We start from the raw sequence: 23,864 nt of genomic DNA on the forward strand, positions 1-23,864 counted from the left end.
GGATTTGATTAAATTCAAAATAACCAATTATCGTAACGAATCTCTATGTCAACTGTAACTAATACTGATACTACTCAGACCTCTCAAGAATCAAGTAAAAATAAAAAAGAATTAACGGAAAGTTTGTCTATTAAAACAACTTTTACTGTTCAAGAAATTCAAGAATTACTTCCCCATCGCTATCCTTTTGCATTGGTTGATCGCATTATTGATTATGTACCTGGAGAAAAAGCTGTCGGTATTAAAAATGTAACCATTAATGAGCAATTCTTCATGGGACACATTCCTGCTCGTCCTATCATGCCAGGAGTATTAATTGTTGAATCTATGGCGCAAGTTGGAGGGGTTATTTTAACTTTACTTCCTGATATGAAAGGTCAATTTTTTGCTTTTGCAGGTATTGATAAAGTTCGTTTTCGTCTTCCCGTAGTTCCAGGAGATCAGTTAATTATGACGGTAGAATTATTAACATTTAAACGGAATCGCATTGCCAAGATGAAAGGACAAGGTGTAGTTAATAAACATATAGTTGTACAGGCAGATATGTTATTTTCTCGAATTGATTAACTTCTTAAACTATTATTTAGTAATCTGGCTGTTTTAAGATAAATTAAGATCCATTAATATATCTGATTGTCTTGACAAATAATGCAAATTTTAAAACAGGGTCTAAATAGAGAAAATAAACAAAAAAAGTAACTTAGTCCTTGTTGCTATTGTCAGATTACTAAATAATAGTTAATTCAAGATGAATGAACCCCTGAGTTGAGATAATCCCTAAGATTTCTCTAAGTCATTAAATTAATATAAAATAATTTAACGATATTTTCTATTGTTTGATTGATCGATGATCAATATTGATCATTTTCAAAGTAATTTTTATCATCTAATTCTATAGCTGCCATTTCACATAGATAGTATTTTTATACTGCTAAGAAATCAAGTATGTCTTTAAAAGACATTTATATTATAGTGGGATATCTTTGTCTTTGTTAATCTTTATACTTTTTATTGGTATATTTTTTAAATACTAGTTCATAAAATATATCTTACACAACAAGAAATAAGCAAAGAATAAAAAATAAATTGAAAATTTAATAATTAGTATTAAAAACCATGAGAAATCTAAACATATATTCAAGGACTTATATATTATGTTTAATACGAAAATAATAAAATACATTAATGAATGATTGAAATTAATTTAAATTTAATATCTTCTTCGTCAAGAATTAACTTTATTTTTTATATTGTCATGTGTAGAAATTTTAAATTCTTAAAAATAGTCGAGCCAAATTAAGATAGATTAAAAGACCTAAAATATCAACAATAGTAGTAATAAAAGGAGCAGACATTAATGCAGGATCTAAACCAAAAGACTTAAAAATATAGGGAAATGCTGCACCCGTTGTTGCAGCAATTATAGTAATTACTAGTAAACTAATTCCTACAGTCAAACCCACTTCGTGATGTCCCAAAAATAAAAAAATACAAATAATGACTAATGGTCCCAAAATAATCCCCAATAATCCGCCACTAAGTAATTCACGAAGGATAACACTAACTGGTTTTTTGTCTCTTAAAGCTTCTGTACTTAATCCTCTAATGACGACAGTCGAAGATTGTGCTCCTACATTTCCTCCTGCACCGATTAGTAAAGGTGTAAAAAAAGCTAAAGCAACAGCTTCATCTAATACTGTCTCATACTGACTCATAATAATTACAGTTACTGAGTTAGTTATTAACAATAATAACAGCCAAGGAATTCTTTTTTTTACCACCTCAAATAATCCCACTTGAAAGTAGTTATCTCCCTGGGATTCTACTGCTCCCATTTTATAAAAATCTTCGGTTGCCTCTTCTTGTATAATATCAATAACGTCATCAACAGTAATAACTCCTAAAAGATTTTCATCTTTATCTACAATCGGTAAAGCTAATAAATCATAACGTTGAATAAGTCTAGCAACCTCTTCTTGATCAGTATTAGTATAAGTATAAATGACATCCTGTGTCATTATTTCCCCCAAGGTTTGATCTGGTTCAGCGATAATCAAATCTTTAAGAGATAAAATACCAATGAGACGTTTATTAGTGTCCGTTACGTAAATATAATAATTAACTTCTGATTTATGAGCTACTGTCCTTAGTTTCTCTTGTGCTTTTGTTGCTGTCAAATGTTCTTTGAGAGCAATATATTCAGGAGTCATAAGTCGCCCGGCATTGTCACTTTGATACCCTAATAAAAGAGCAGTGAATTCTCGTTCTTTCGGAGCAATCTGAGCAATTAACCTTCGAACTAGTTTAGGTGGTAATTCGTCAAATAATTTAGCCCGATCATCCGGTGACATATCATTAACAATAGCGATAGCTTCTTGATCATGAAATTCTTTAATTAATGACTGTTGTACTATCGGATCAAGATATTCATAAACATCTATTGCTTCTGATTTTGTTAAAAGACGAAAAGCTATAATCTGTAAGGTTTTTGGTAATTCTTCAATCGCCTCAGCAATATCCACAGGTTGAACAGGAACAAGTAAAGTTTTAACACCTTCATAGTTTTTCTGCTCTAGTAAAAGTTGAAGTTGAATACGAACTAACTCTCTAAGTTCACTATGAGAACCAATAGGAGTGGATATATCAGTATTCATCATTATTAATACTCCTTTATATATAAATTTAGACTTTTTTAGACTTTACTTAGTTTAAATGCAAAACAGCTTATTGCTAAAAATTATTTAAGCTATAATTATCAAGTTCTAGAATTGTATTTACATTCTTTGACTAATAAAATAATTATACTTTGTACTATAAATAATGATAATTAGCTGTTTAATTTTTAGAACTCATTAACAGGGAAAATATTTTATATATTACGAATATTGTTGGTTATGGTAATATATTAGTCCAAGGGAAAACTAATCATGTCAGAGTAAGGTGTAAGATACAACCTATATAAAAATGGTTAGTCAAGCCAAACTTTTTAGTAAACTTAATAATGCATTAAACATGAAACATACCCTATCTGTTTTAGTTGAAGACGAAGCCGGAGTTTTGACTCGAATTGCAGGCTTATTTGCCCGTCGTGGCTTTAATATTGAAAGTTTAGCTGTTGGCCCTGCCGAAACAGTAGGAGTGTCCCGTATAATTATGGTCGTGCCTGGAGATAAGGATAGTATTGAGCAGTTGACGAAACAATTGTACAAGCTAATTAATGTCCTTAAAGTTAATGACATTACCCAGACTCCCTGCGTAGAAAGGGAATTGATACTCGTCAAAGTTAATGCATCGGCTTCTAATCGTGCTGAAGTGATTGAACTAGCTCAAGTATTTCGATCCAAAATTGTCGATATTTCGGAAGAGGCAGTTACAATCGAAGTAGTAGGTGACCCTGGTAAAATTGTGGCAATTGTCCAAATGTTAAACAAGTTTGGGCTCAAGGAAATAGCACGAACTGGAAAAGTTGCTCTAGTACGGGAATCTGGTGTTAACACAGAATATCTAAAATCTCTTGAAGCAAAACTTCAAACTTTGTCTTGATAAATTGACTGGAGTAAATTTTCCAATTGTTCCTCTCGACAGAGTTCAATTAAACAATCGAAAGCCTCTAATAATTTTGCGCAACTATCTCCATGCATAGGACTTAACCCCCAAACGTCGTCGACCCAATCTTGTGGATGAGTGTCCTCAAAAATTAAACGTTCTAGAAGTTGTTTAGCTTCAATTTTGGAAATAGTCATTTTTGCTAAAAATCACCAAAATTATTATTTTCATGACTGAAAAATCCGAGAATACAAGCCCCCGGTTTTTAACTATGGGAATAAGCTCGACAGACAATTTATTACAGTCTCACAAAGTCTATACTAGCTTATATCGACGCTGATAAAATTAACATAAAATAATACTCTGCGAATCTAAGGTTAAACAAAAAGAGTATACACCTTAAATCATTGAGGAGACAACAAGAAGATTTCAATTAGTCCAGAATAAACACGGAATATTTCAAAAATATTTAAACTCGAGTTTTGGACATAATTAGTAACATCGGATTAGAAAACTGGTACAAGCATTTGTAGAGATTGCTTCGCAACTACTGGTTATTTACCTAAATGACAGCAAGATGTGTCTAGATACTTGACAAGAAGCTCTCGAGACTAATTCAACTCATATCGGTATTGTTTTAGGTCACTAAAAGAAACTATTTCTAACGCTCTAACATGGGTTGCTTCTAGAATAACTTGGGGAGCAACTCCAGCGTTCAAGGCTTCTTGCCAGCGTGACGCACATAAACACCAATGATCACCTGGTCTTAACCCAGAAAAATTATAATGAGGAATAGGAGTACTAAGATCATTGCCCTGAGATTTAGTAAATTCTAGAAATGCTGAACTTATTTTTGCACAGACAACATGGGCTCCATAATCTTGACTTCCTGTACGACAATAGCCATCTCGATAATATCCTGTCATCGGGGAAGTGCAGCAAGCAATTAATTCGGTCCCTAAGACGTTTTTAGGTTTTGTCATCTCTATACTCCTATTTAAAGAACCAGCTCTCGAGGGTATCCTATCATATTAGTGTCAAAAAATATAACTTTGAACTTAATTTAATTATAATTAAATTAAGTTCAAAGTTATCAGAAGATATCGAATACTATCAATCTATACCAATGAATAAATAGAGAAAACTATGAACTACTTATCCTGAAGTCATTGTATAAGTGGTAGAAGCAGTTTTTCAAAAAAACACTTGTTTTACATAATTTTTGTATCCTGAATAATAAATGATGTTACTTAACACTCAAAACTAAACTTATGTAATTAATATTATAGATGAATCATGAAATTACTATAGTTAGTAAAAAAGATTTAATTACCTATGATTATTCAACCAATTAATTAACTCTTAGATAGTATATTGTAATATCAAGTTATATAATAATATATTATGTTCAAGCAATTAACAATGACATATATTACTCTCATAAATTGGCTTGTTTTTATCAATTTTATTGTTTGTATTTTTATATTTATATCCTGGGCATTTATACAACCTTTAATAAAGAATAGAATATTTTTTATAACTACGGAACTGAAACTTATAGTTGAATGCCAAAAATAATCAAATAGTTTAGCTGACTTCAAAATAAGCTATAATATATAGAAAAATTTTCTATATATTATAGTTAAAGTATATACGAAAATCAGTTTAATAGATTAATATTGTTTAATATTGCCAATCATTGTACATCAGAATAATTTAAGTATAGAATGAAAATATCATATATACAAATATTATTTTTTAAACAATTAATTGGCTACAAACTAAATTGATTTATATAAAAATTGATTGATTATTTTACTGTTAAAGCGTCATCTATTGTTACTCACTTGCTTAAAACATAAAAGCTTATCTAAACTAGACATGATATAGAATTAATAATTTAAATCTTAAAATAATCTTCATTTATATAAAAGTCAATATTATTTATAGATAAGACCTATATTAAGGCAGTATTTCTATTGTAGAATCAGGATGATTCTACAATAGAAATACTTAATTAAATCAATGATACTATCAGAAATGATTTATAATCCTATAGTTAAATAACTAAATATTTTTATATATCAACAACATATTAGATAAAAGATTTTTATATTATTTATTTTTTTATTTATGATTAAAAATTGCTTTAGTTCAAGACAGTTAACTACTAAAAAAATCATAAAAAACATAGATTTAAAAATAAGAGAAGTCAAGTCAAAATAAGGAATAACCTTAAAATAAAAAGATAAAAATTGTTGGATATTAGACACTGATCAATAGTTAACAAATAATTCACAGTAGTATTTTCTAGTTATCCATCATCGACTGATAACTAACGTTAAATTACAAAATATAGCAGATATTGTTACATTAAAGAGTAGACATAATCAATTACTCATAGGAGACGAGTATTATGAACTGGCGTGGGTCTATAGAGATTAAAGAGCGTATTTTTGGAACCTTAGTTTATTGTTTCGCTATTTTCGACACAATATTTTTTAGTAACTTTTTGGTCAACCAATTTCCTATTTTTAGCTTATTTTTATTACCAGGTTTACCCATTGCAGTTGTTTACCAATTCTCTGTTCAATTGTTTGGGATGTTTGGTAGCTTTTTAGTTTTTATAATTCTCTTTTTAGGAATAGTTCGCAATGATAGAATTAGCCACTTTGTCCGCTACAATACTATGCAGAGTATTTTAATTGGAATTCTACTATCGTTAATCAGATTGATTATGCAATGGGTTCTCGTACCCGCTTTCGGAAATGGTGGTCTGCTGATAGAAACTCTATATAATGTCGTATTTTTAGGTTCAATTACAGTTTCCTACTATTCAATGGTTCAATCAGTTCTAGGACGTTACGCTGAAATTCCTACAATTTCTGAGGCGGCATATTCCCAAGTTCGTTACTAGAAATTTGAGGTACAAAAGCAGGCATTACAGGATTTTCTAAACTGCCAATCCCTTCAATTTCAACTCTAATCTTATCTCCTATTTTAACTGGGCCTACCCCTTCTGGAGTACCTGTAAAAACAACATCCCCTGGCATCAAAGTCATAATATGGGAAATATAAGAAACCACAGCTTGCGGTGAAAAAACCATCTCATGAATTAACGCTGACTGTCGAGGCTCAGGGTCGTCATTGACGAAAGTTTGTATTCTAGCTCCCGCACTTAATTCTCTTACAATCCAAGGACCGAGAGGACAAAAGCTGTCAAACCCTTTTGCTCTTGTCCATTGATCATCTTTTCTTTGTAGATCACGAGCGGTGACGTCATTAGCAATTGTATATCCCCAGATTTTTGTACGGGCCTGTTGAGGGGAACAATTTTTAGTGATCTCGCCCATCACTAGGGCCAATTCTCCCTCATAGTCAACCCGTTGAGACTGAGGAGGATAGTAAATTGGTTGACTATCAGGGGTTAGGGTTGAAGGAGGCTTGAGAAATAATAGAGGTTCCTGAGGAACTATATTACCAAGTTCAGCAGTATGGGCACGGTAATTTCTCCCTACTGCTATGATTTTGGAAGGAAAACAAGGGGCTAATAGATGATAATTATCAGCTCCTAAAGTAGTTTCAGTCAGTTGTCCCCCCTGCCAGGGAGCAGTATTTAAAACTGTCACTGTACGATCAGGATTAAGGGAGCCGTAGTGGATTTTTCCTTGAGCCGTTTTGACTCTAACATAGCGTTGCGCCATAGCAGTATAGGGTCAGTTGAATAGATTTAAGTCGATAGGGTAACAGATATACTAGCGCTAAATCTTTTAATCGTAGTATGATTTTATTTGGATTTGTCCAAAAGACTTCCCTTGCTTCTCAGACTTAAAGCTATAGAGAAGCCAACTTGTCCACAAGGAGATTATCGTTATGAATGAAAGTTACGAAATGTTATACATTCTGCGCCCCAGTTTATCAGAAGAGCAGGTGCAGCAAGAAGTAAGTAAATATGAAGATTTTCTAAAGGAGTATGATGTAATTGATCTCCAAACTAAAATTTGGGGTAAGCGGCGACTAGCTTATCCAATTCAACGATACTTTGATGGAATTTATGTTCAAATGAATTACCAAGGGGAGGGACTTCAAGTAGCCCCTTTAGAACGGGCAATGCGCTTAAGTGACGAGGTGATTCGCTATTTAACTATCAAGGTCAATAAAACTAAGTCAAAAGAACTAGATATTAAAGAACTAGATGTTAACGCTGAAGTCCAAGAAGAACTTGAACAAGTTGTTGACACTTAAAAGTTAACAGATTAGCTGTTGGAATAAAATGTATATGGGGGTTACGGGTGGTTTATTCAAAATTTATGATGGACTCTCTCCCCAATACTGCTCTAGTGTTCTAGCCGTAAGTAGTGTCCGTCTTAAAAACCTTGTGTTAGAATTGATACATCTATAAAACTCATTTATAAACTAGTTTGTTGTTGTAAGTATTTAGAAGAAATGGCACAGTTCTTAAGGTAGTTCTGCTGCCTATCTAACAAGCATCACAGAAAACCGATTGAACATATTAATCAGGAGCGGCCTGTACCGATGGACTACTTGGAGAAAGTTTTGGAAAAGCTCAAAGAATGGGCACAAAAATTGATCGAAACGTTACTAGGTCCACAAACCGAACCTGAACCTGAGCCTCTCCCTGTCCCTGTTAACGACCCACGGCACTGCCGCTAAGCATGGTTGATCTTAAGTGTATTCAGAAACTTTTAAGCGACTTAATATTTTGGTTCTTCACGGTCCTAACCTAAATCTGTTAGGAAAACGAGAACCGTCTATTTATGGTTCTGTCACTTTAGAGAGTATAAATTGTCTTTTAAAAAATGAGGCGAGCTCCCTTGTACTTGATCTAGAATGTGTGCAGTCTAACCACGAAGGGGTTTTAGTCGATGTTATCCACGATTCTTTGAATAAGCATCAAGGGATTATCATTAATGCTGGAGCCTATACCCACACTAGTATTGCGATTAGGGATGCCTTGTCTGCAGTTAATATTCCTACTGTTGAGGTTCATATGAGTAATATTTATAAACGGGAGGATTTTCGTAGTTATTCTTATATTTCTGCTGTTGTGGTCGGACAAATTAGTGGTTTTGGTGTACAGAGTTATAAATTAGGATTATATGCTTTAGTTGATTTTCTTAGAAATGGGAAGTAAAGAAAATTTCTTTATGGAATAGCAATAGGATGAACAATTTTTTGTCAGAAAATTAAGAGTAGGACTTATTGAAAATAATAAAGTGTATCTGTTTCGACTATCTTCAACTATCAGATATCTTCAACTATCAGAGATAGTAAACTTCTAAATCTCGAATTGCTGTTAGAATAGCTATATAATTAGCAATTAACCGAACTGTGACCATGCTAACAGACTAATTAGGCATCCGACAAAGAATGATACAGTGATACATCAATAGTGGTATCTTTATTTTCGATGTAAATTGTCTCTCCCCGACTAAGGTCATGTCATAATGGTTCGATAAGAATTATGTTGATTCTTCTGCGTCGATATTTAGAACTAATTTATACATCTAACTGACAATTAACTCTCTAAGGGTTAATATAGATATGGCTGTAGAAATAACATGATTTATTAAGAGCGGAGATCTCTCTCAACTGAATAGCTTGGTAAAAACACTTCAACCTGTTAATTAATGAGGTTCCTTCAGTCTATTATCGATTTATAGTGAATGGTATATCAGTTATAATTAATCTAATAACTAAAAGAATAGTCTTTAGAGCCAGAATAAAAGCAATTAAAATACTATAAATAAATTATTTAAAAGTATTAAACGTACCTCAATATATAGTAACTACAGTAAAAAAGCAATCAATATGAATAAACAGTTGAAAGAGAAAACTAGGTTGGTTATTATTTATTACAAGTAATAACCAACCTAGTTTTTAAGTTTTAATCTTAGAAAACTAGGTTATTGTAGTAGACAAAAGTCTTAATAATTCATCAACAGTTTAACTACCTTCAATTTTTTTTTGTAGACGCTTTAGTGTTTGATATATTTCAGGGAGACGTTTATAGATGGCAGAAGCCTTAAGATATAATTTATTAGGAACTGCCGGGCTGCTAGAAACTATTTCTCCTGAAGAGATATCATGAGGGATGCCTGTTTGAGCTGTAGCAATAACTCCGTCACCGATTTTAGCTTTATTTGCTACCCCAACCTGTCCGGCTAAGATTACATTGTTCCCCAACTTAACGCCTCCAGCTAAACCCACTTGTCCGGCTAAAGCACAATTTTCGCCAATTTGGCAACTATGGGCAACATGGACTAAATTATCTAGCTTGGTATTACGTCCAATATTAGTCGTTCCTACAGCAGGGCGATCAATAGTACTATTACAGCCAACTTCTACTCCGTCTTTGAGAATTACATACCCTGATTGTTCCATCTTAAACCAACCTTGAGGGGTGGGTACAAATCCAAAACCCTCTGACCCGATAACTGCTCCACTATGAATCACACAATTAGAACCAGTTTGTGTACATTCGTGAATAGTACAGTTAGCATGAAGAATAGTATAACTACCAATAGAAACATGTGGATAAATAACTACATTGGGATAAATACAGACATTATCTCCTATAGTCACATCTCGTTCAATGACCACATGGGGACCAATATAAATGTCTTTGCCAAGCTTGACCGAGGGATCAATGACGGCATTTGGATGAATTCCAGGAGCAGGGCGAAAAGGTTGATAAAACAAACTAATCACCTGAGCGAACATTAAACGAGGTTCTTGGGTAGCTATCCAAGCAATTCCTTTTTTACTCGCTTGGTTTTGCAATGTCTCATCAATGGGTAATATTAAGGCACTGGCTGCTGTTTTATCAACCATAGTGGCAAATTTATTTCCATCAATATAGCTAAGTTGTCCTGTTATCGCTTCATCGACAGGGGCAAGTCCAATAATATTAGGGTTATTATGGGGATGTTTAGTTAAGCTAGAATCGATAACTGCAGGATTAAGCTTCTCAGTAATTTCATTGAACTTCATCGTTAATTTTCCTTAAAAACCGATTAAATTTTAGGAAGTTGTTAGTCATTCTTCTGTAAAACTCTGACAACAACAATTATGGCAAAGATTTAAAAAACTTTGGACCAAGTAATTAGACTAAAATGAAACCTTATTATCTAGAGTTACTTTTTAAAAAAAAAGTTAGTTCACTCAGTAGGCTAAGTCTAGAGTAAATGATAAGCTGGTTTAGATATTATCTAAACAATTGCTCACCGCTTATTATCATCGATAATAGATGATTGACAGTAAGCCTTATACCGTTAACCGTACAATTAAGAACACACATGAAAGTTGGCGATCGCGTCCGTGTTATGGCATCTACTATTGTTTACCATTTCCCTCAGCATAAAAAACAGCCCTTCGATCTCAAAGGGATGGAAGGAGAAATCATTAATATTATTACAAATTGGCAAGGAAGGCCGGTTAGCGCCAATTTTCCCATCTTAGTCAAATTTGATAAACGGTTTAAGGCTCATTTTCGGGATCGTGAACTAGAATTGATCGAATCAGAATAAGATTTTACCTAGACTTGGGGAGAATAACTCGTAGAAACTTCCCAAGAGTCAATCGGACATAATTTGTGTCGCAATTAAACTTTACCGACAATTTTCTATCACGGCTTGAACTTAAAAAGAATTTCTTGGTTAGATAAAAATTTTTCTGACTGTTTCTCATCATAGAATAGATTAACTTAAATATAATAATTATGGACATATTAAGATGATTATTGAAACAAATAGCTAAAGTAAATGAAACAGAAAAAATTATTGAATTAAGAGACAATCATTATCCGCAGTTTTGAGTTGATCCAGTATATGGCTATATCTTATCTAGATATATTAAAAACTTCAGTGTATAGTGTCTAAGTTTGTTTATCTCTATAGACTGTTTGAGAATATTTCTGGTATTACTCAGATAATATAATATGGTTTGCTGCCAATCTTGACTATCTAATGAATCTATCCTAATTTAGTTTTTATTTTTTTTGTATCGTTGTTACGATAGCATTCATAGTCGGAATAGTTTTCAATGAAAACGATAAATTTTTTAGCCGATCTCACAGGAAAAGTTAGAGCTAATTGATCCATAAAGTTAAATAACATAATAGATGGATAGAGATTTTAACCTAATTATCGATCCTAATGTTATATATTTATCCTAGTCTATGTGCTGATAACGGTCTCCAATGTCTAATGAGACTAAACCAAAACAGCTGTTGCTTGCTCTTTTCTTTCTTAATTAATTTTAATATTTTCAATCATATTCCAAAGGAAAACTTATATTTTTATCTTACTTAATAAATATAAATTGTTATTGTGTTTTTTTTACAAAAAGGGAAATATAATCAATTCATGAAAAAACTAGATTAATTATCCTGATTGATTTTTATCAAAGTCTCTAATATTATTAATACCTAAGAAAATTTAAAACCATGTATATTATTCCTTATCTTTTTGACATACAGGTTCTTTGTTTAACTTCTAGAAGGCTATAATACTTTTGAAAAATTATTTTTTATAATACCTTTATTTAAGATGGTTACCTTATCATTTCGTGTTCTATTTTTATAGCAAATTTTAACTAAACTGAATTAGATCAAACTACTAAAATAATCTTGCTAAAGAATCGTACTAATGGAACTATAATAATTCTTAAAAATATCAGTTATTTTTTCCTTGATATAGAACGGAGTAAGCTGAATGACTAACTCGTCCATCGGTCATAATTACCTTCGATACTTTTACTACAAAAATATGGCTTTAACAAAATCGCTCTTGCAATAGGTTCCATAAACCCAGATAGTTCTCAAAGTAGCATAGTGATTATTATACTTTTAAACTATTACTGTCTAGTCAAGTTTACTTTAACTATAGATATTAAGGAGATTAGTCGAATTATTTTTCAGACAAGAGGTACGTTTTTACTATCAAAGACTTGTTTTAGACTTTATTAATAAGAGTATAAGCTACAACATTGATGATCATATAAGATTTGATTGCTTGTGTTTCCTTGTAAATACGCTAATGTTGAACTAAATCAATACCTCTAGAGTCTGCTATAATTTTTGACCTTATTGTCCGTCAGCTTCTATTAATACAATGTTTGACATGAGGTTTCTTATAGTAAGAACTATCAAGAGAATGGGGAGCATTATTCTAAAGGGTTAAATATTTCTTCCATCTTCTTAAACAGTCCAATAACTCAATTTCCATTTATTAGTGTGAAAAACCACTGCGCCTTGATAATTAGAGTGCGGTATTAAAAAGGATATATTCCAGTTCAACAGAGACTGATTATTAGGTAACTTAAGAAATTTAGGAAAGGAGTCAAGAGAAACTTCTACTTGATCAAGTCCTCTCCCAATCCCTTCTCCTATAGCTTTTAGATAAGCTTCCTTAGCTGTCCAAAGTTTAAAAAATGTTTTTTCTAGGGTAGGAGGAGTTAGAAGACTAATATGATTATATTCTCGGGAGCAAAAAAAGCGTTTGGCTAATTTCTTGGCTTCTGATACGGAACGAATATATTCAAGATCAACTCCTATGACATGGTTGTAGGTTACACCATAAATTGCTAGTTCGTGGGAGTGCGAAAGGTTGAATTGTAATTTATCCCCCCCTAATTTATTAGTTAATTTTGGTTTTCCCCGTAAACTATAAGTAAATTCAACTGTTGAAGCAGGGATATTTAAGTATCGACTTAAGATTATTTTTAGAGCACCTCTAGCTACAATGAAGCGCCGTTGGTGTTCTTCGAAACAAAACTTTTTAGCTTTAATTTTTTCTTCTCTATCAAGTATCTCAAAGTATCTATTCACTTCTGAATCTGAAACTTTTAGGTGTTGTTTCCATAGGTGGATATCCGATGAATTTAGAGTTAGACGATTGGGAGACTTAAACCACATCAAATATTTATCATAAATTTTATAACTAACAATCTAAGCAACTAAATAGTAAAAGGTGAAGACACTTCCTTTTCTTAATCTTCTGGTGACCTCTATTTTTGCTCTTGTAGTTCTACTAGATGACGAGCAATAGCTAATCTAATCCCTACTTCTCAATCATAACGTGCTCGAGAGTTATATGCATGCCAAAATTTTTCAAAAAGATAGGATAAATTATCAGGTTAAATGCCAACATGAAGATGATTCTTAATTTATGGGTCAAATCGCTCATAAATTTTTCTCTTTTTTGTTAAAAGCTTTCTTTCAACTGATTAAGACAACTAATCTAATTCTATAGAATTACATATTGACAGTTTTTTGTTTTACATCATATTATTAATATATAAACTATAATTTGTTTTGTAAAAAAATAGATTATAGTTTATATATTCCTATAATTTACTTGCACTTGTGTTAAATGAGTTGTGTTGATTACTACTTTGTTGTTACAGTCCAAAATAATTATTCATAACTTTTATACATAACGAAAAAGTTATTTTTTTATTGTTTTCTAATTAATTAACTGTAACTACAAATAAAATTTTAGCACTGTCAAATCAAGTAACTGTTCTGATTTATTTTCCAGCCTGTTAGTAGTCATATGAGGATATAAATCGATTCAAAAGTTTTTGGTGTGATAAACTTAATTAGATTGTTCTCCGTATCGTAAACCACAGCAAAGTCATGTCTCAACCCTTGGTACTGATTTTATGATACTAAAGAGTTAAATAAGATAATTAGTTAATAATATAATAACCAAATCGGTTTCATATCTTTTTTTATTAGTATACATATATGTATTACAATATATATATGTATACTAATAAATTGAAGTTTGATGAATACGCTTAAAAGCTTCTTAGATATATAGTTTAAGTGTTCTTAAATCAAGAATATAACACCTAATTACTCTGTTTTAAGCATCTATAAAAATACCTTGATTGGGATAGATTTTAAAAATAAATGATTATATTTTTAGAGTTTCTCTAATCAGTCATACAATTTAAGAGTCATCTTCAATAATTTAAATATTTATGGATAAATATTTGATACAGAATTATTTTAAAATCGATTAACTATTTAGCGTTCCAATCAAATATAGTAAAGCCATTCGCACAGCAATCCCGTTTGTAACCTGTTGTTGAATTAGACTAAACTCTTGATCTTCCATTAAATCAGAACTAATTTCTACTCCTCGATTAACTGGACCAGGATGAAGAACCTTGACCTGAGACTTACATAGTTTAAGACGATCACGGGTAATGCCATAACATTGATGATATTCCCGTAGACTGGGTAACAAATGATCTGTCATTCGTTCTTGTTGTAAACGTAAAGTAATAACGAAGTCAGCTTCGATTAAGGCTGGTTCAATGTCCCAGTTTAAACATAATTGATCGTTCTCTAATTCCGTTACCATATGGAGAAAAAATTGAGGAACTAATGTAGGAGGTCCAGCTAAATAAACCTGGGCCCCAGCCTTGGTTAAACTCCAAATATTAGAACGAGCAACCCGTGAATGTAAAATATCTCCTACAATGGCAATTTTTTTGCCTTTTAAAAGTTCTATTCTAGGATTATCAGGATCGAGTGAAGAACATAAAGTAAATAAATCTAATAATCCTTGGGAAGGATGTTCATGTTGACCATCTCCTCCATTAAGAACACAGACCCCCGTTTTTAGAAAGTCCATTTCTGCTGCAATCATTTGAGGAACACCAGCTTGTTTGTGGCGAACGACTATAATATCTGTCCCCATCGCCAGATAAGTTTTAGCTGTATCCAAAATAGTCTCTCCTTTGGTTAAAGAAGAACTTCCAGGAGAAAAATTAAGGATATCTGCCGAAAGACGTTTGGCAGCTAGTTCAAAACTACTGCGTGTACGGGTAGAAGGTTCAAAAAACATATTGGTAACCACCTGTCCTTGAAGGGCTGGAACCTTTTTAGTTCGTCGGGATAAAACTTCTCGGAAACTAGAGGCAGTTTGCATAAGGATATCGTATTCTTCGGTCGTCCAATCAGCTAAACCTAAAATATGATGTCGGGTCCAATTCATGTCAGTTAGTCATTAATTTAAATAAGTTGTGATTTTTGACTAAGTTGCGAGGGGCAACCGATCAATAACCATGCTACTGTATCGGCTCCACCAACTCTACCAATTTATCTCAAAAATAATCTTGCAATAGATTTCAGCTAATAATTAATTTTTTTTAATTCTCTACGGACTTTGGCAATCGAAACAGCTAAAATGGCATAAGTCCGGCCTTACTTTTGCATTTCTTATAAAGAATTATCAATAGTCAGCATCTAAATGATAATCACAGATCGCTTCCCCACACTCCTGTTGGCTTTAGTTTTTAGTTGTTTATTCTTGTCACCAGTGTTATCCGAAAACACCGCGGATAACACTGAAATTAAACCAAATAGCCGTTTCTTAACGTCTCCAGAAACAGGGGTAGACTATACTCCTCTACAAAAACGTTTACAAAGACAACAATGGCAGGAGGCTAACGAAACCAGTACTTATCTAATACTTAGGGCTGTTAGCCGAGATGAAGAAGGATGGATGTCTGATGAAGATGTGGCTCAATTAGCTTGTTGGGACTTAAAAACCCTTGATAGGTTATGGAAAGAATATTCCCAAGGAAAATTTGGCTTTAGCGTTCAATTTCCTATTTTCATTAACACTGGAAATCAACCTGGAAAATTAATAGCTGGTGATTTTTATGATGATTTTGGGGCGCGAGTAGGATGGCGTAAAGACGGTCAATGGATCGCCTTCAAATATAATTTAATCTATAATTTGGATGCTCCAATCGGTCATCTCCCAAATCCTCGATCAGAATACCAAGTGACTGGAGGAAGGCTGAATTACACAGCTTTAACCAAAAGAATGGTAGAGTGTAGACTTGTTTTTTCTACTTTTTCAGGAAAACACACTTATGATACTGACTTAACTCACTTTTATTCCAGTCTAGAAAAGTTAAATAAAACATAGACTCAAAAGTTTTGGGAGTCTACAGAGAACTCTATTTTGTTTAAACAATTTTGGAATGAAAATTATCATAGCTAATAGCAGATAGTTTTGTTCATATCCCTTAAAAATCTCTGAACAACTTTCTGGTTATATTTTTGTCAAGAATAGACTCTGGCTTAGAGGAACAACAAACTAAAATTGTTATGGCTTTTTTAACTAGAAACTAAAACCCTACAACAGACTACCCTAACTAATTAGTACAGAGGTATGGTAATTCTTAAAGATAAACAATAGACTCATCTGAATCTCTCCTGGTGTCAATGGATATGTTATCAGCATTCTCTCCCAAGAAAAGAATATCCCCAACGATGGATATTCCTTGGTTGAAATGTAATTTTCCTAAGAGAAAGAAGATGTGAGAACTACTATCGAACAGTAAGTGTTGCTACAGCGTAATTCAGACTGCTGAAGCGTAACTATGGCAACGAAGAACTCAACAAATCTTGCTAAAGCTGACCCAAAAGTCTTAGCTAATTTTAAGACTGGAATACATAAAATTACAAATGATTTAGCTTTAGCCTAGATTGATTATTATCGCTCATAAAATCTATAAGCTAACAATTCGTATGATTCTGGTTCTTAACCCAAGACTTAGACGATAGAATCCGTACTTTAAACGCAATGACAGCTCCATGAGACTCTATAACTTTAGCTTGTGATTTTGATAATAAGTATCTTAATGCTGTTACCTAAGACCTACTGACCTCTGAAAAATACGGGTTGGCTGGGCTTTTTATAAAAATAGAAAGTTTACTATATATTAAGCCTGAATAAAAATTAGAAACAATTTGATCAAACCCTAGTTTGATACCCCATTCACAAGAATGTAAATGGGGTATTAGAAAGTTTAGATTGAAAGAAAAGGAGGATAATGTTGATATTGGATAAATAATTACTATATTTGATTATTATTTATTTTAAGTAAAAAAATTTAGTTCCTTAAATTAAATATTTTGATAGATAGTTAATTCGCATTGTTAACAATCTATGTGAATTAACATAAAACATAAATAGCTATGTTTAGTTACATTGATGCTACTTTAAAACAGTTTGTTCAAAACAACTATAATATTAGGATAGACAAATACTTGTTTCTTAAAATCTTAACAGATAATATTGTATACATAAGTTTAGAAATCAAGATATTTAACAATAGGTAAAGTTCAGCCTAGTTCTCTTTTTTAAGAAATATGATTGCAATTAGTAATTATGATAGTAACAATAATATCTTGACAGATATTATTGTTAATTTTTTAGCAAATAAAATTTGCTCTTATTCCAGAAGATATTGAATATTATTTTTATATCTTTATATTATATGCTTTTCTATATCATTTATTTTGCTATTTTTACTAAAAGTAAATTTAGTCAAAATTTTTAGGTATCTATAACTCTATTTAAGTCAAATTTTACAAATTAAGTATCTTTAAACTTAGAGAGTATTAGTTGTATTCTTGTCGTATCCTTTAAGCTTAAAAACATAATATAGGCGCAGCTAAATAAATTTGGTTAATATTTCTCTTGTTTTGTTGTTCTTTGAATAATTAATTAAAATTAGTCAAATAGATTTGTTGAAACTCAGGAAGATTTATAAATAAAATAAAGAAAAAGATATTATGTATAATAAGTTGAGTTAACTTAAGTTTTTAAATATTTTCTTAATATCTTGAAGTAGCAAAAAAGTAATTTGTATGTCATGATTATTCTTAACCATTTTGATCTCCACGGAACTAAACCGTGGTTTTTTATTAAAGAGATATCACTGAGTCTAACCTCTAACTTCTCATACTAGGTTATATTAAAAATAGTAGAGCTTAGTTTAAACAATCTCACAATAATGAGTGAGCAACCATTACGTATTTGTATTTTAGGGGGAGGTTTTGGTGGTTTATATACTGCCCTACGTCTAAATCAATTTCCTTGGACAGATGGACATTCTCCTGAAATAATCCTAATTGATCAACATGATCACTTTCTGTTTACCCCCCTACTATATGAATTAATTACTGGTGAGATGCAATCTTGGGAAATTGCCCCTCGTTTTGAAGAATTATTTGCCAATACAAGAATTCACTTCCAGCAAGGCTATGTCACTGCAATTAATATCGAAACCAAACGTATAAAATTGGACAATTGTAAGGACTTATCCTACGACAAATTAGTCTTGGCAATGGGGACAAAAACTCCTTTGGATAAAATATTAGGATCAAAAAATTATGGTCTTCCCTTTCGTAGTCTCCAAGACGCCTATTGTATTAAAGAAAGATTACGTGCTCTAGAAATCGCTAAATTTAACAAAATACGTGTCGCTGTAGTAGGCGGTGGAGCTAGTGGAGTAGAACTTGCTTGTAAACTTGCGGACCGTTTAGGAGGAATAGGTAGAATTCGCTTATTGGAACGGGGAAAAAAACTCTTAAGTAATTCATCAGAATTTAACTGTAAGGCTGTTCAATATGCTTTAGAAAAACGACTAGTGAGGATTGATTTAGAAACAGAAGTTAGTAGAATTAATTCTAATAGTCTATCCTTACACTGCAAAGGGAAAACAGATACTATTCCTGTTGATTTAGTAATTTTGACTGTGGGAAATCAAGTGTTAGGCTGGATAAAAGGACTCCCTCTGAAACACAGTGAACAGGGGTTGATTGCGGTTAGCCCAGAATTACAAGTTATAGATCATCCTGAAATCTATGCGCTGGGTGACTTAGCTGACTTTAAAGATATAACTGGGCAACAGGTCCCCCGAACAGCCCAAGCGGCCCTTCAACAATCTTACTACTGTGCTTGGAATCTTTGGGCGTCTATTACCCAACGTCCCTTATTATCTTTCCGTTACCAAGCATTAGGGGAGATGTTAACTTTAGGAGTTGATAATGCCACTCTCAATGGGTTAGGAATAAAATTTGATGGTCCACTAGCTTATTTAACTAGACGGTTAATTTATTTGTATCGTCTTCCCACTTTTAAACATCAATTCAATGTAGGATTGAATTGGGCTATTCGTCCTTTTATGGAAGAGATTACTAAATTAATTAGTTAGCCGGAAAACAAGAGTCAAAGAATTAAAAGTATAAAATTTTCAGATTAACTAAAATTATGGAATCTGCTTGAATATTGATAGTATAAAATTAAGTAAACTGTACTTAATTTGTTCAGCCATATATATAAATATATAGATTAGTAAAATTACTAGATATTTAGATTGTCAGAATCAACTTTCTCCGAACTCTCTAGACAGAGTAGTCCAGACTTCACCTAAAGTATATGAATACTTCCCTCAAATGAAGCAGTAAATTTATTATTCTTTTAATTGCCAAAGATAACATTAGTGATTTGATTATTTACTTATACTCAATACAGATGCTGATGATTGCACAGTTTGATCCTTGAATTGTAATTAGTCATTGGACAGGGTTGTGGAACATCTACAACGAACTTAAATCTTGTTTATTTTATCTGCGCTAAGTCATTACCGGCGAAAAAATTATCAAATGGTTATATATCCTCAATTTTATTGGCAACCTGAACATTATCGAGATCTATATTCTTTGCCTACTTCCAATTTTATAAGTAGGCAAAAAACTTTTATTAACCCTTTAAGGAATAAGCTTAATTCTATGGAAATAAAGAAATTTTTGAAAAAATTTACAAAATAGATGACACAAGTAAGTTAGGTTTTGCTAGAATAACAGGCGGTCATTCAGCTTAAGATAGAATCTTTGAGTAAAGCAATAGAGATTCCCAACCTAGATATATTGGCGCAAGAGCTAGCCGCTATCCAACAAACAGGTTCCAAACGGATTGCCCTGTTGGGTTCGCGCCACGTTCCCATCACTCATCAACAATTGATTGAGATGATGACCTATGCCCTAGTTTTAGGAGGTAATCGTCTTATGACATCCGGGGCTATAGGGACTAACGCAGCCGCTATAAAAGGAGCAATGAGAGCCGACCCGAACCTGTTGACGGTTATTCTCCCCCAAAGTCTTCAACGCCAACCTAAAGAGTCCCGTGATCAGTTGCAGAAGGTTATTCATTTAGTAGAGAATCCGGAAAATGACGGATTATCTTTGAGACAGGCAAGTTCTTTGTGTAATTTAGAGATTATCTCTCGTTGCCAACAGTTGATTTGCTTTGCTTTTCATGATAGCCATACTCTTATCCAAACGTGTCAGGAGGCCGAAGGGCAGCGTAAGTTAGTTACATTATTCTATTTTGATTAACCAAAAGAATACTATTCTGATATGAGACTCACAATATTTTGCCAAATATCTCAATATCCCAACTCTGTTCAGTGTTAAGCTTGGACCAAGCATCTGATAAGAATCCCATGTCTAAGTCGTTCATGAAGGTGTTTGGAGTCTCTCTCTTTAAACAAGAGGTCCTTATTGTGGTGTAGAGAGAATACCCCGTTACTAGAGAGTTAGATGGGGGGATGCGAACATAGAGTTTGGATTATTATCTTAACTATTATTATCGCGATCACTATTAAGTAAGTTGTTACATTAGAATCATATGTTTATTCAACATACTTTATACCTTTTTATCAATTTGATAAAAAGGTAAAAGCTTTTATTAAAAATTAGTGTCGAAATTAGGCGGTAAACTGTGGAAGTTATATGATTTGATTATCATTAACTTGTTAACAAAATAGAAGCCCAGATAAGAATTGAAAAGTTTTGAATTGCTTAAAGATTATTAAACTATTTACTAAATTTTAAAATATTCTAAGTAAATAAACGTTCATTATCACTGAAAGATCGGAAAAATATTAATTATTTAATAATAAATCAAGAAAAACCATGACACTTTGTATTTTAGATGTAGAATTTTATCTAAGTTCAGAAGCATAATATGGTTTTATTTTGCGATTAAATATTTTTTAGGTTAATGGCTGGGGATATTATCTTTATATGATTTTAAAAAGATTATAAGATATCCCAAAAATAAAATTAAAGAACATGAACAAGTTAATAATTTAAATTCTAAAAACTCTAACTTGTTTGCTAACTAGTAAGAATAGTAAGCTTTGGAGGAAATAATATCTTTAATATAAAAATATTAATTATCGATGTCTGGGGGGACGCAACGCGGGAAAAGGACGAATTGGACCTAAAATCTGATTGAGTTCTCGCAATTGTTCAGGAGTTCCCATACAAATCAATAAATCCCCAGCAAGTAAAGGAGTATCTCCTGTTGGACCGCCTAAAAGACCTCCGTCGGACCGCCGAATTGCTAATACTAATGCCCCTGATTTTACTCTTAATCTAGCCTCACTCAAGGTTTTTCCCACACAGGGACAAAATTGAGGATCAAGCAAGAATTCTTCCATGTAGAATGTGCGATCAGTCCCCGTTAAAATTCCATCCACAAAGTCCATCACTTGGGGGCGCAAAGCAGCTGCTGCCAGGCGTTTTCCTCCTGTAATATAGGGAGAAACCACCGCATCGGCTCCAGCCCGTTGTAATTTGAGGACAGCCTCCTCTGTGCTAGCACGAGCAATCGCCCTAATGTTGGGATTTAGAGTTTTTGCTGATAGGACCGTGTAAAGATTTTCTGCATCAGATGTTAAGGCTGACACAATACAAGCAGCTTTATCAATTTTGGCACTGATGAGACACTCATCAAGGGTTGCGTCCCCCTGAATTATTATGTATCCTAGTTGCTTAGCCTCTTCTAATTGTTCAGTACGTGAATCAATAATTACAAAAGGAACGTCCTCTGCTGTAAATTCCACAGCGACCTGACGGGCGGTACGGCCATAACCGCAGACTATACAATGATGTTCTAGCGTATCAATCAAGCGTTTCTCCTGTCGTTGTTTAATTCCTTCTTGAAAATACCCTTGAATTAATGCTTCTGTCAGACGATTAACAATATAACCAATAGTGATTAATCCCATCAAGATCAGAACAATGGTAAATAGTCGTGAGCGATCCTGAAGAGGGTGAATTTCTGAGAATCCCACTGTAGATAAGGTAATCATGGTCATATAGGCTGAATCAATAACAGACCACTGTTCGACTAATGAATACCAAATGGTTCCCAGTCCAAATACTCCTCCTAACGCCAAGGCTCCAAACAATAACTCCTTTCGTAAGCGTCTATATTTATCTTGAAATGAGTATAGTGTCATGGCTGTTTTACCTAATTATTTATCATATTTTATTCCTGCTTGTTAAAATCACACGTGTGTTGCTTAATTAAAAATTAAAATAATTAATTTGTCTCTAAGGTATGCTCTTTTGAACTATCTTTACTTATTGAAAATCAAGATTGAGTTATCTTCAAAAATTTTGACTAATTTTATTAATAAGTTGACAATTATTAAAGTTTAATTTATGATATCTGTCTTTACCAATTTTACCATTTTATTTTAAGGGTTGAGAACATATCCTTTAAAAGGATGACAAGTATTGCAAAAAAATATAAAAGTAAGATAAATTACTGATTTTTAATCTTTTAACCACATCAGATTATGAGTGCCCTTCCTAATTTTGTTTATATTAAGTAACATATTATTAAAATATTTGCCTGAATAAACTAGAAAGTTAAAACTTCTATTATATGGAATTAACTAAGACTATAAATGTATTGGTCTTGTTATTTTTTATTTTATTGAAATTTTAATTTTTTTATAATGAACAGACACAAATAATTGAATCATATTTATTTTTAGTAAAAAGTTAAGTAACTGTACATCAAAATCATTAGTTTTTTCAAAAAAACATTAGGGTAAGTTGTAAAATCATGAAAAGAGTCAAGATTAGATAGAAATGGAAATTATTGGACTATAAAGACAAAAAGTATATTAATAAACTTAATAATTAAATTTTGACCTAGGATATTGATAAGAATAAATGTATTTTGATTATGTACTCTTCTTTTTAAAGGGACATAGATAAGACGAAAGTATTAATTTAATCAGAGTGTTAGTCTCGTAAAAATTTGATATCATCTTAGTAAATTTAGTGTTTTATGACTAAATATATAAAAAACAATTATATTTAATAGTTAAAGTTCTTAATAGAAAATAACAGAAAAATACTCAATAAATAATTTTATACTTACTCCAATTGTTTTTTGTCTGATTGTAATATTTATTTTTTAAAACCCTAATAATTTATTTTCAGTTTATACATCTCATGATACTTCTGACAGTCAAATACATTGAAATAAAAAATAATTAGTATAAAATATTTGATTATTTAGAAAAACTACAAGCTGAGTCAACAATAATTATATTTGGAAAATTATCTATTTTTGTATTCAATATAATTTAGTTTAAACTTTATATAACTTGCT

Annotated in this window: 17 protein-coding genes; 9 read left to right on the forward strand and 8 right to left on the reverse strand. The window is 32.2% G+C overall.

Features of this window, described 5'->3' with window-relative positions; all coding sequences use genetic code 11:
• The first annotated feature begins 45 nt into the window (after positions 1–45).
• Positions 46–567, forward strand: a complete 522-nt coding sequence (gene fabZ, locus OXU93_RS04475; protein WP_267382714.1) for a 3-hydroxyacyl-ACP dehydratase FabZ — start codon at positions 46–48, stop codon at positions 565–567.
• A 701-nt stretch (positions 568–1,268) separates the two neighbouring features.
• On the opposite strand, the gene mgtE is transcribed toward fabZ, so the two are convergent.
• Positions 1,269–2,657 carry a magnesium transporter gene (mgtE, locus tag OXU93_RS04480; protein WP_416378761.1) on the reverse strand — a complete coding sequence of 463 codons (1,389 nt, stop codon included), beginning with the start codon at positions 2,655–2,657 and terminating at the stop codon, positions 1,269–1,271.
• Positions 2,658–3,012: 355 nt separating this feature from the next.
• On the opposite strand from mgtE, the gene ilvN reads away from it, so the two are divergent.
• The gene (gene ilvN / locus OXU93_RS04485) at positions 3,013–3,543 is read left to right on the forward strand and encodes an acetolactate synthase small subunit (RefSeq protein WP_267382716.1); all 531 of its coding nucleotides are present in this window, start codon (positions 3,013–3,015) and stop codon (positions 3,541–3,543) included.
• Here ilvN and OXU93_RS04490 read toward each other — a convergent pair.
• Together OXU93_RS04490 and OXU93_RS04495 are read right to left on the reverse strand one after the other, a co-directional pair.
• Entirely contained in the window at positions 3,528–3,743 is a 216-nt protein-coding gene (locus OXU93_RS04490) for a hypothetical protein (protein ID WP_267382718.1), read from the reverse strand. The genes ilvN and OXU93_RS04490 overlap by 16 nt on opposite strands.
• A gap of 414 nt (positions 3,744–4,157) precedes the next feature.
• A complete protein-coding gene (locus OXU93_RS04495; RefSeq protein WP_267382720.1) occupies positions 4,158–4,529 on the reverse strand; it encodes a DUF2237 family protein in 372 nt (123 codons plus the stop codon).
• 1,433 nt (positions 4,530–5,962) lie between these two features.
• Between OXU93_RS04495 and OXU93_RS04500 the strand changes: the two genes are divergently transcribed.
• Positions 5,963–6,463: a Tic20 family protein gene (locus OXU93_RS04500; RefSeq protein ID WP_267382722.1), complete on the forward strand. Its 501-nt coding sequence runs from the start codon at positions 5,963–5,965 to the stop codon at positions 6,461–6,463.
• Here the strand turns inward: OXU93_RS04500 and OXU93_RS04505 are convergent.
• Positions 6,423–7,250, reverse strand: a complete 828-nt coding sequence (locus OXU93_RS04505; RefSeq protein WP_267382724.1) for a fumarylacetoacetate hydrolase family protein — start codon at positions 7,248–7,250, stop codon at positions 6,423–6,425. The genes OXU93_RS04500 and OXU93_RS04505 overlap by 41 nt on opposite strands.
• Before the next feature lie 169 nt (positions 7,251–7,419).
• On the opposite strand from OXU93_RS04505, the gene rpsF reads away from it, so the two are divergent.
• Together rpsF and aroQ are read left to right on the forward strand one after the other, a co-directional pair.
• Positions 7,420–7,791: a 30S ribosomal protein S6 gene (rpsF, locus tag OXU93_RS04510; protein WP_324126893.1), complete on the forward strand. Its 372-nt coding sequence runs from the start codon at positions 7,420–7,422 to the stop codon at positions 7,789–7,791.
• Between the two features lie 445 nt (positions 7,792–8,236).
• Complete coding sequence (gene aroQ / locus OXU93_RS04515; RefSeq protein ID WP_267382727.1) at positions 8,237–8,701, forward strand: type II 3-dehydroquinate dehydratase; 465 nt, start codon at positions 8,237–8,239, stop codon at positions 8,699–8,701.
• An 812-nt stretch (positions 8,702–9,513) separates the two neighbouring features.
• On the opposite strand, the gene lpxD is transcribed toward aroQ, so the two are convergent.
• Positions 9,514–10,560, reverse strand: coding sequence for a UDP-3-O-(3-hydroxymyristoyl)glucosamine N-acyltransferase (gene lpxD / locus OXU93_RS04520; RefSeq protein ID WP_267382729.1), 1,047 nt, complete (start codon positions 10,558–10,560; stop codon positions 9,514–9,516).
• A 305-nt stretch (positions 10,561–10,865) separates the two neighbouring features.
• On the opposite strand from lpxD, the gene OXU93_RS04525 reads away from it, so the two are divergent.
• Entirely contained in the window at positions 10,866–11,096 is a 231-nt protein-coding gene (locus OXU93_RS04525) for a ferredoxin-thioredoxin reductase variable chain (protein ID WP_267382731.1), read from the forward strand.
• 1,670 nt (positions 11,097–12,766) lie between these two features.
• Here the strand turns inward: OXU93_RS04525 and OXU93_RS04530 are convergent.
• Complete coding sequence (locus tag OXU93_RS04530) at positions 12,767–13,483, reverse strand: 4'-phosphopantetheinyl transferase family protein (RefSeq protein WP_267382733.1); 717 nt, start codon at positions 13,481–13,483, stop codon at positions 12,767–12,769.
• A gap of 1,111 nt (positions 13,484–14,594) precedes the next feature.
• Positions 14,595–15,578, reverse strand: a complete 984-nt coding sequence (locus OXU93_RS04535; RefSeq protein ID WP_267382736.1) for an aspartate carbamoyltransferase catalytic subunit — start codon at positions 15,576–15,578, stop codon at positions 14,595–14,597.
• A gap of 255 nt (positions 15,579–15,833) precedes the next feature.
• Between OXU93_RS04535 and OXU93_RS04540 the strand changes: the two genes are divergently transcribed.
• The 3 genes from OXU93_RS04540 to OXU93_RS04550 all read left to right on the forward strand — a co-directional run bounded on the left by OXU93_RS04540 (position 15,834) and on the right by OXU93_RS04550 (position 20,782).
• Positions 15,834–16,520: a GUN4 domain-containing protein gene (locus OXU93_RS04540; protein ID WP_267382738.1), complete on the forward strand. Its 687-nt coding sequence runs from the start codon at positions 15,834–15,836 to the stop codon at positions 16,518–16,520.
• Positions 16,521–18,396: 1,876 nt separating this feature from the next.
• Entirely contained in the window at positions 18,397–19,599 is a 1,203-nt protein-coding gene (locus OXU93_RS04545) for an NAD(P)/FAD-dependent oxidoreductase (protein ID WP_267382740.1), read from the forward strand.
• Between the two features lie 679 nt (positions 19,600–20,278).
• Positions 20,279–20,782 carry a DNA recombination-mediator protein A gene (locus tag OXU93_RS04550; protein WP_267382743.1) on the forward strand — a complete coding sequence of 168 codons (504 nt, stop codon included), beginning with the start codon at positions 20,279–20,281 and terminating at the stop codon, positions 20,780–20,782.
• An 842-nt stretch (positions 20,783–21,624) separates the two neighbouring features.
• Here OXU93_RS04550 and OXU93_RS04555 read toward each other — a convergent pair.
• Positions 21,625–22,695 carry a potassium channel family protein gene (locus OXU93_RS04555; protein WP_267382745.1) on the reverse strand — a complete coding sequence of 357 codons (1,071 nt, stop codon included), beginning with the start codon at positions 22,693–22,695 and terminating at the stop codon, positions 21,625–21,627.
• Positions 22,696–23,864: the final 1,169 nt, after the last annotated feature.

Source organism: Cyanobacterium sp. uoEpiScrs1, from assembly GCF_947331815.1.
Taxonomy (GTDB): domain Bacteria; phylum Cyanobacteriota; class Cyanobacteriia; order Cyanobacteriales; family Microcystaceae; genus Rippkaea.

Bases quoted from the DNA above. Each gene is read 5' to 3' on its own strand.
- fabZ (WP_267382714.1), top strand. From the start codon at position 46: ATGTCAACTGTAACTAATACTGATACTACTCAGACCTCTCAAGAATCA.
- mgtE (WP_416378761.1), bottom strand. From the start codon at position 2,657: ATGATGAATACTGATATATCCACTCCTATTGGTTCTCATAGTGAACTT.
- ilvN (WP_267382716.1), top strand. From the start codon at position 3,013: ATGAAACATACCCTATCTGTTTTAGTTGAAGACGAAGCCGGAGTTTTG.
- OXU93_RS04490 (WP_267382718.1), bottom strand. From the start codon at position 3,743: ATGACTATTTCCAAAATTGAAGCTAAACAACTTCTAGAACGTTTAATT.
- OXU93_RS04495 (WP_267382720.1), bottom strand. From the start codon at position 4,529: ATGACAAAACCTAAAAACGTCTTAGGGACCGAATTAATTGCTTGCTGC.
- OXU93_RS04500 (WP_267382722.1), top strand. From the start codon at position 5,963: ATGAACTGGCGTGGGTCTATAGAGATTAAAGAGCGTATTTTTGGAACC.
- OXU93_RS04505 (WP_267382724.1), bottom strand. From the start codon at position 7,250: ATGGCGCAACGCTATGTTAGAGTCAAAACGGCTCAAGGAAAAATCCAC.
- rpsF (WP_324126893.1), top strand. From the start codon at position 7,420: ATGAATGAAAGTTACGAAATGTTATACATTCTGCGCCCCAGTTTATCA.
- lpxD (WP_267382729.1), bottom strand. From the start codon at position 10,560: ATGAAGTTCAATGAAATTACTGAGAAGCTTAATCCTGCAGTTATCGAT.
- OXU93_RS04525 (WP_267382731.1), top strand. From the start codon at position 10,866: ATGAAAGTTGGCGATCGCGTCCGTGTTATGGCATCTACTATTGTTTAC.
- OXU93_RS04530 (WP_267382733.1), bottom strand. From the start codon at position 13,483: ATGTGGTTTAAGTCTCCCAATCGTCTAACTCTAAATTCATCGGATATC.
- OXU93_RS04535 (WP_267382736.1), bottom strand. From the start codon at position 15,578: ATGAATTGGACCCGACATCATATTTTAGGTTTAGCTGATTGGACGACC.
- OXU93_RS04540 (WP_267382738.1), top strand. From the start codon at position 15,834: ATGATAATCACAGATCGCTTCCCCACACTCCTGTTGGCTTTAGTTTTT.
- OXU93_RS04545 (WP_267382740.1), top strand. From the start codon at position 18,397: ATGAGTGAGCAACCATTACGTATTTGTATTTTAGGGGGAGGTTTTGGT.
- OXU93_RS04555 (WP_267382745.1), bottom strand. From the start codon at position 22,695: ATGACACTATACTCATTTCAAGATAAATATAGACGCTTACGAAAGGAG.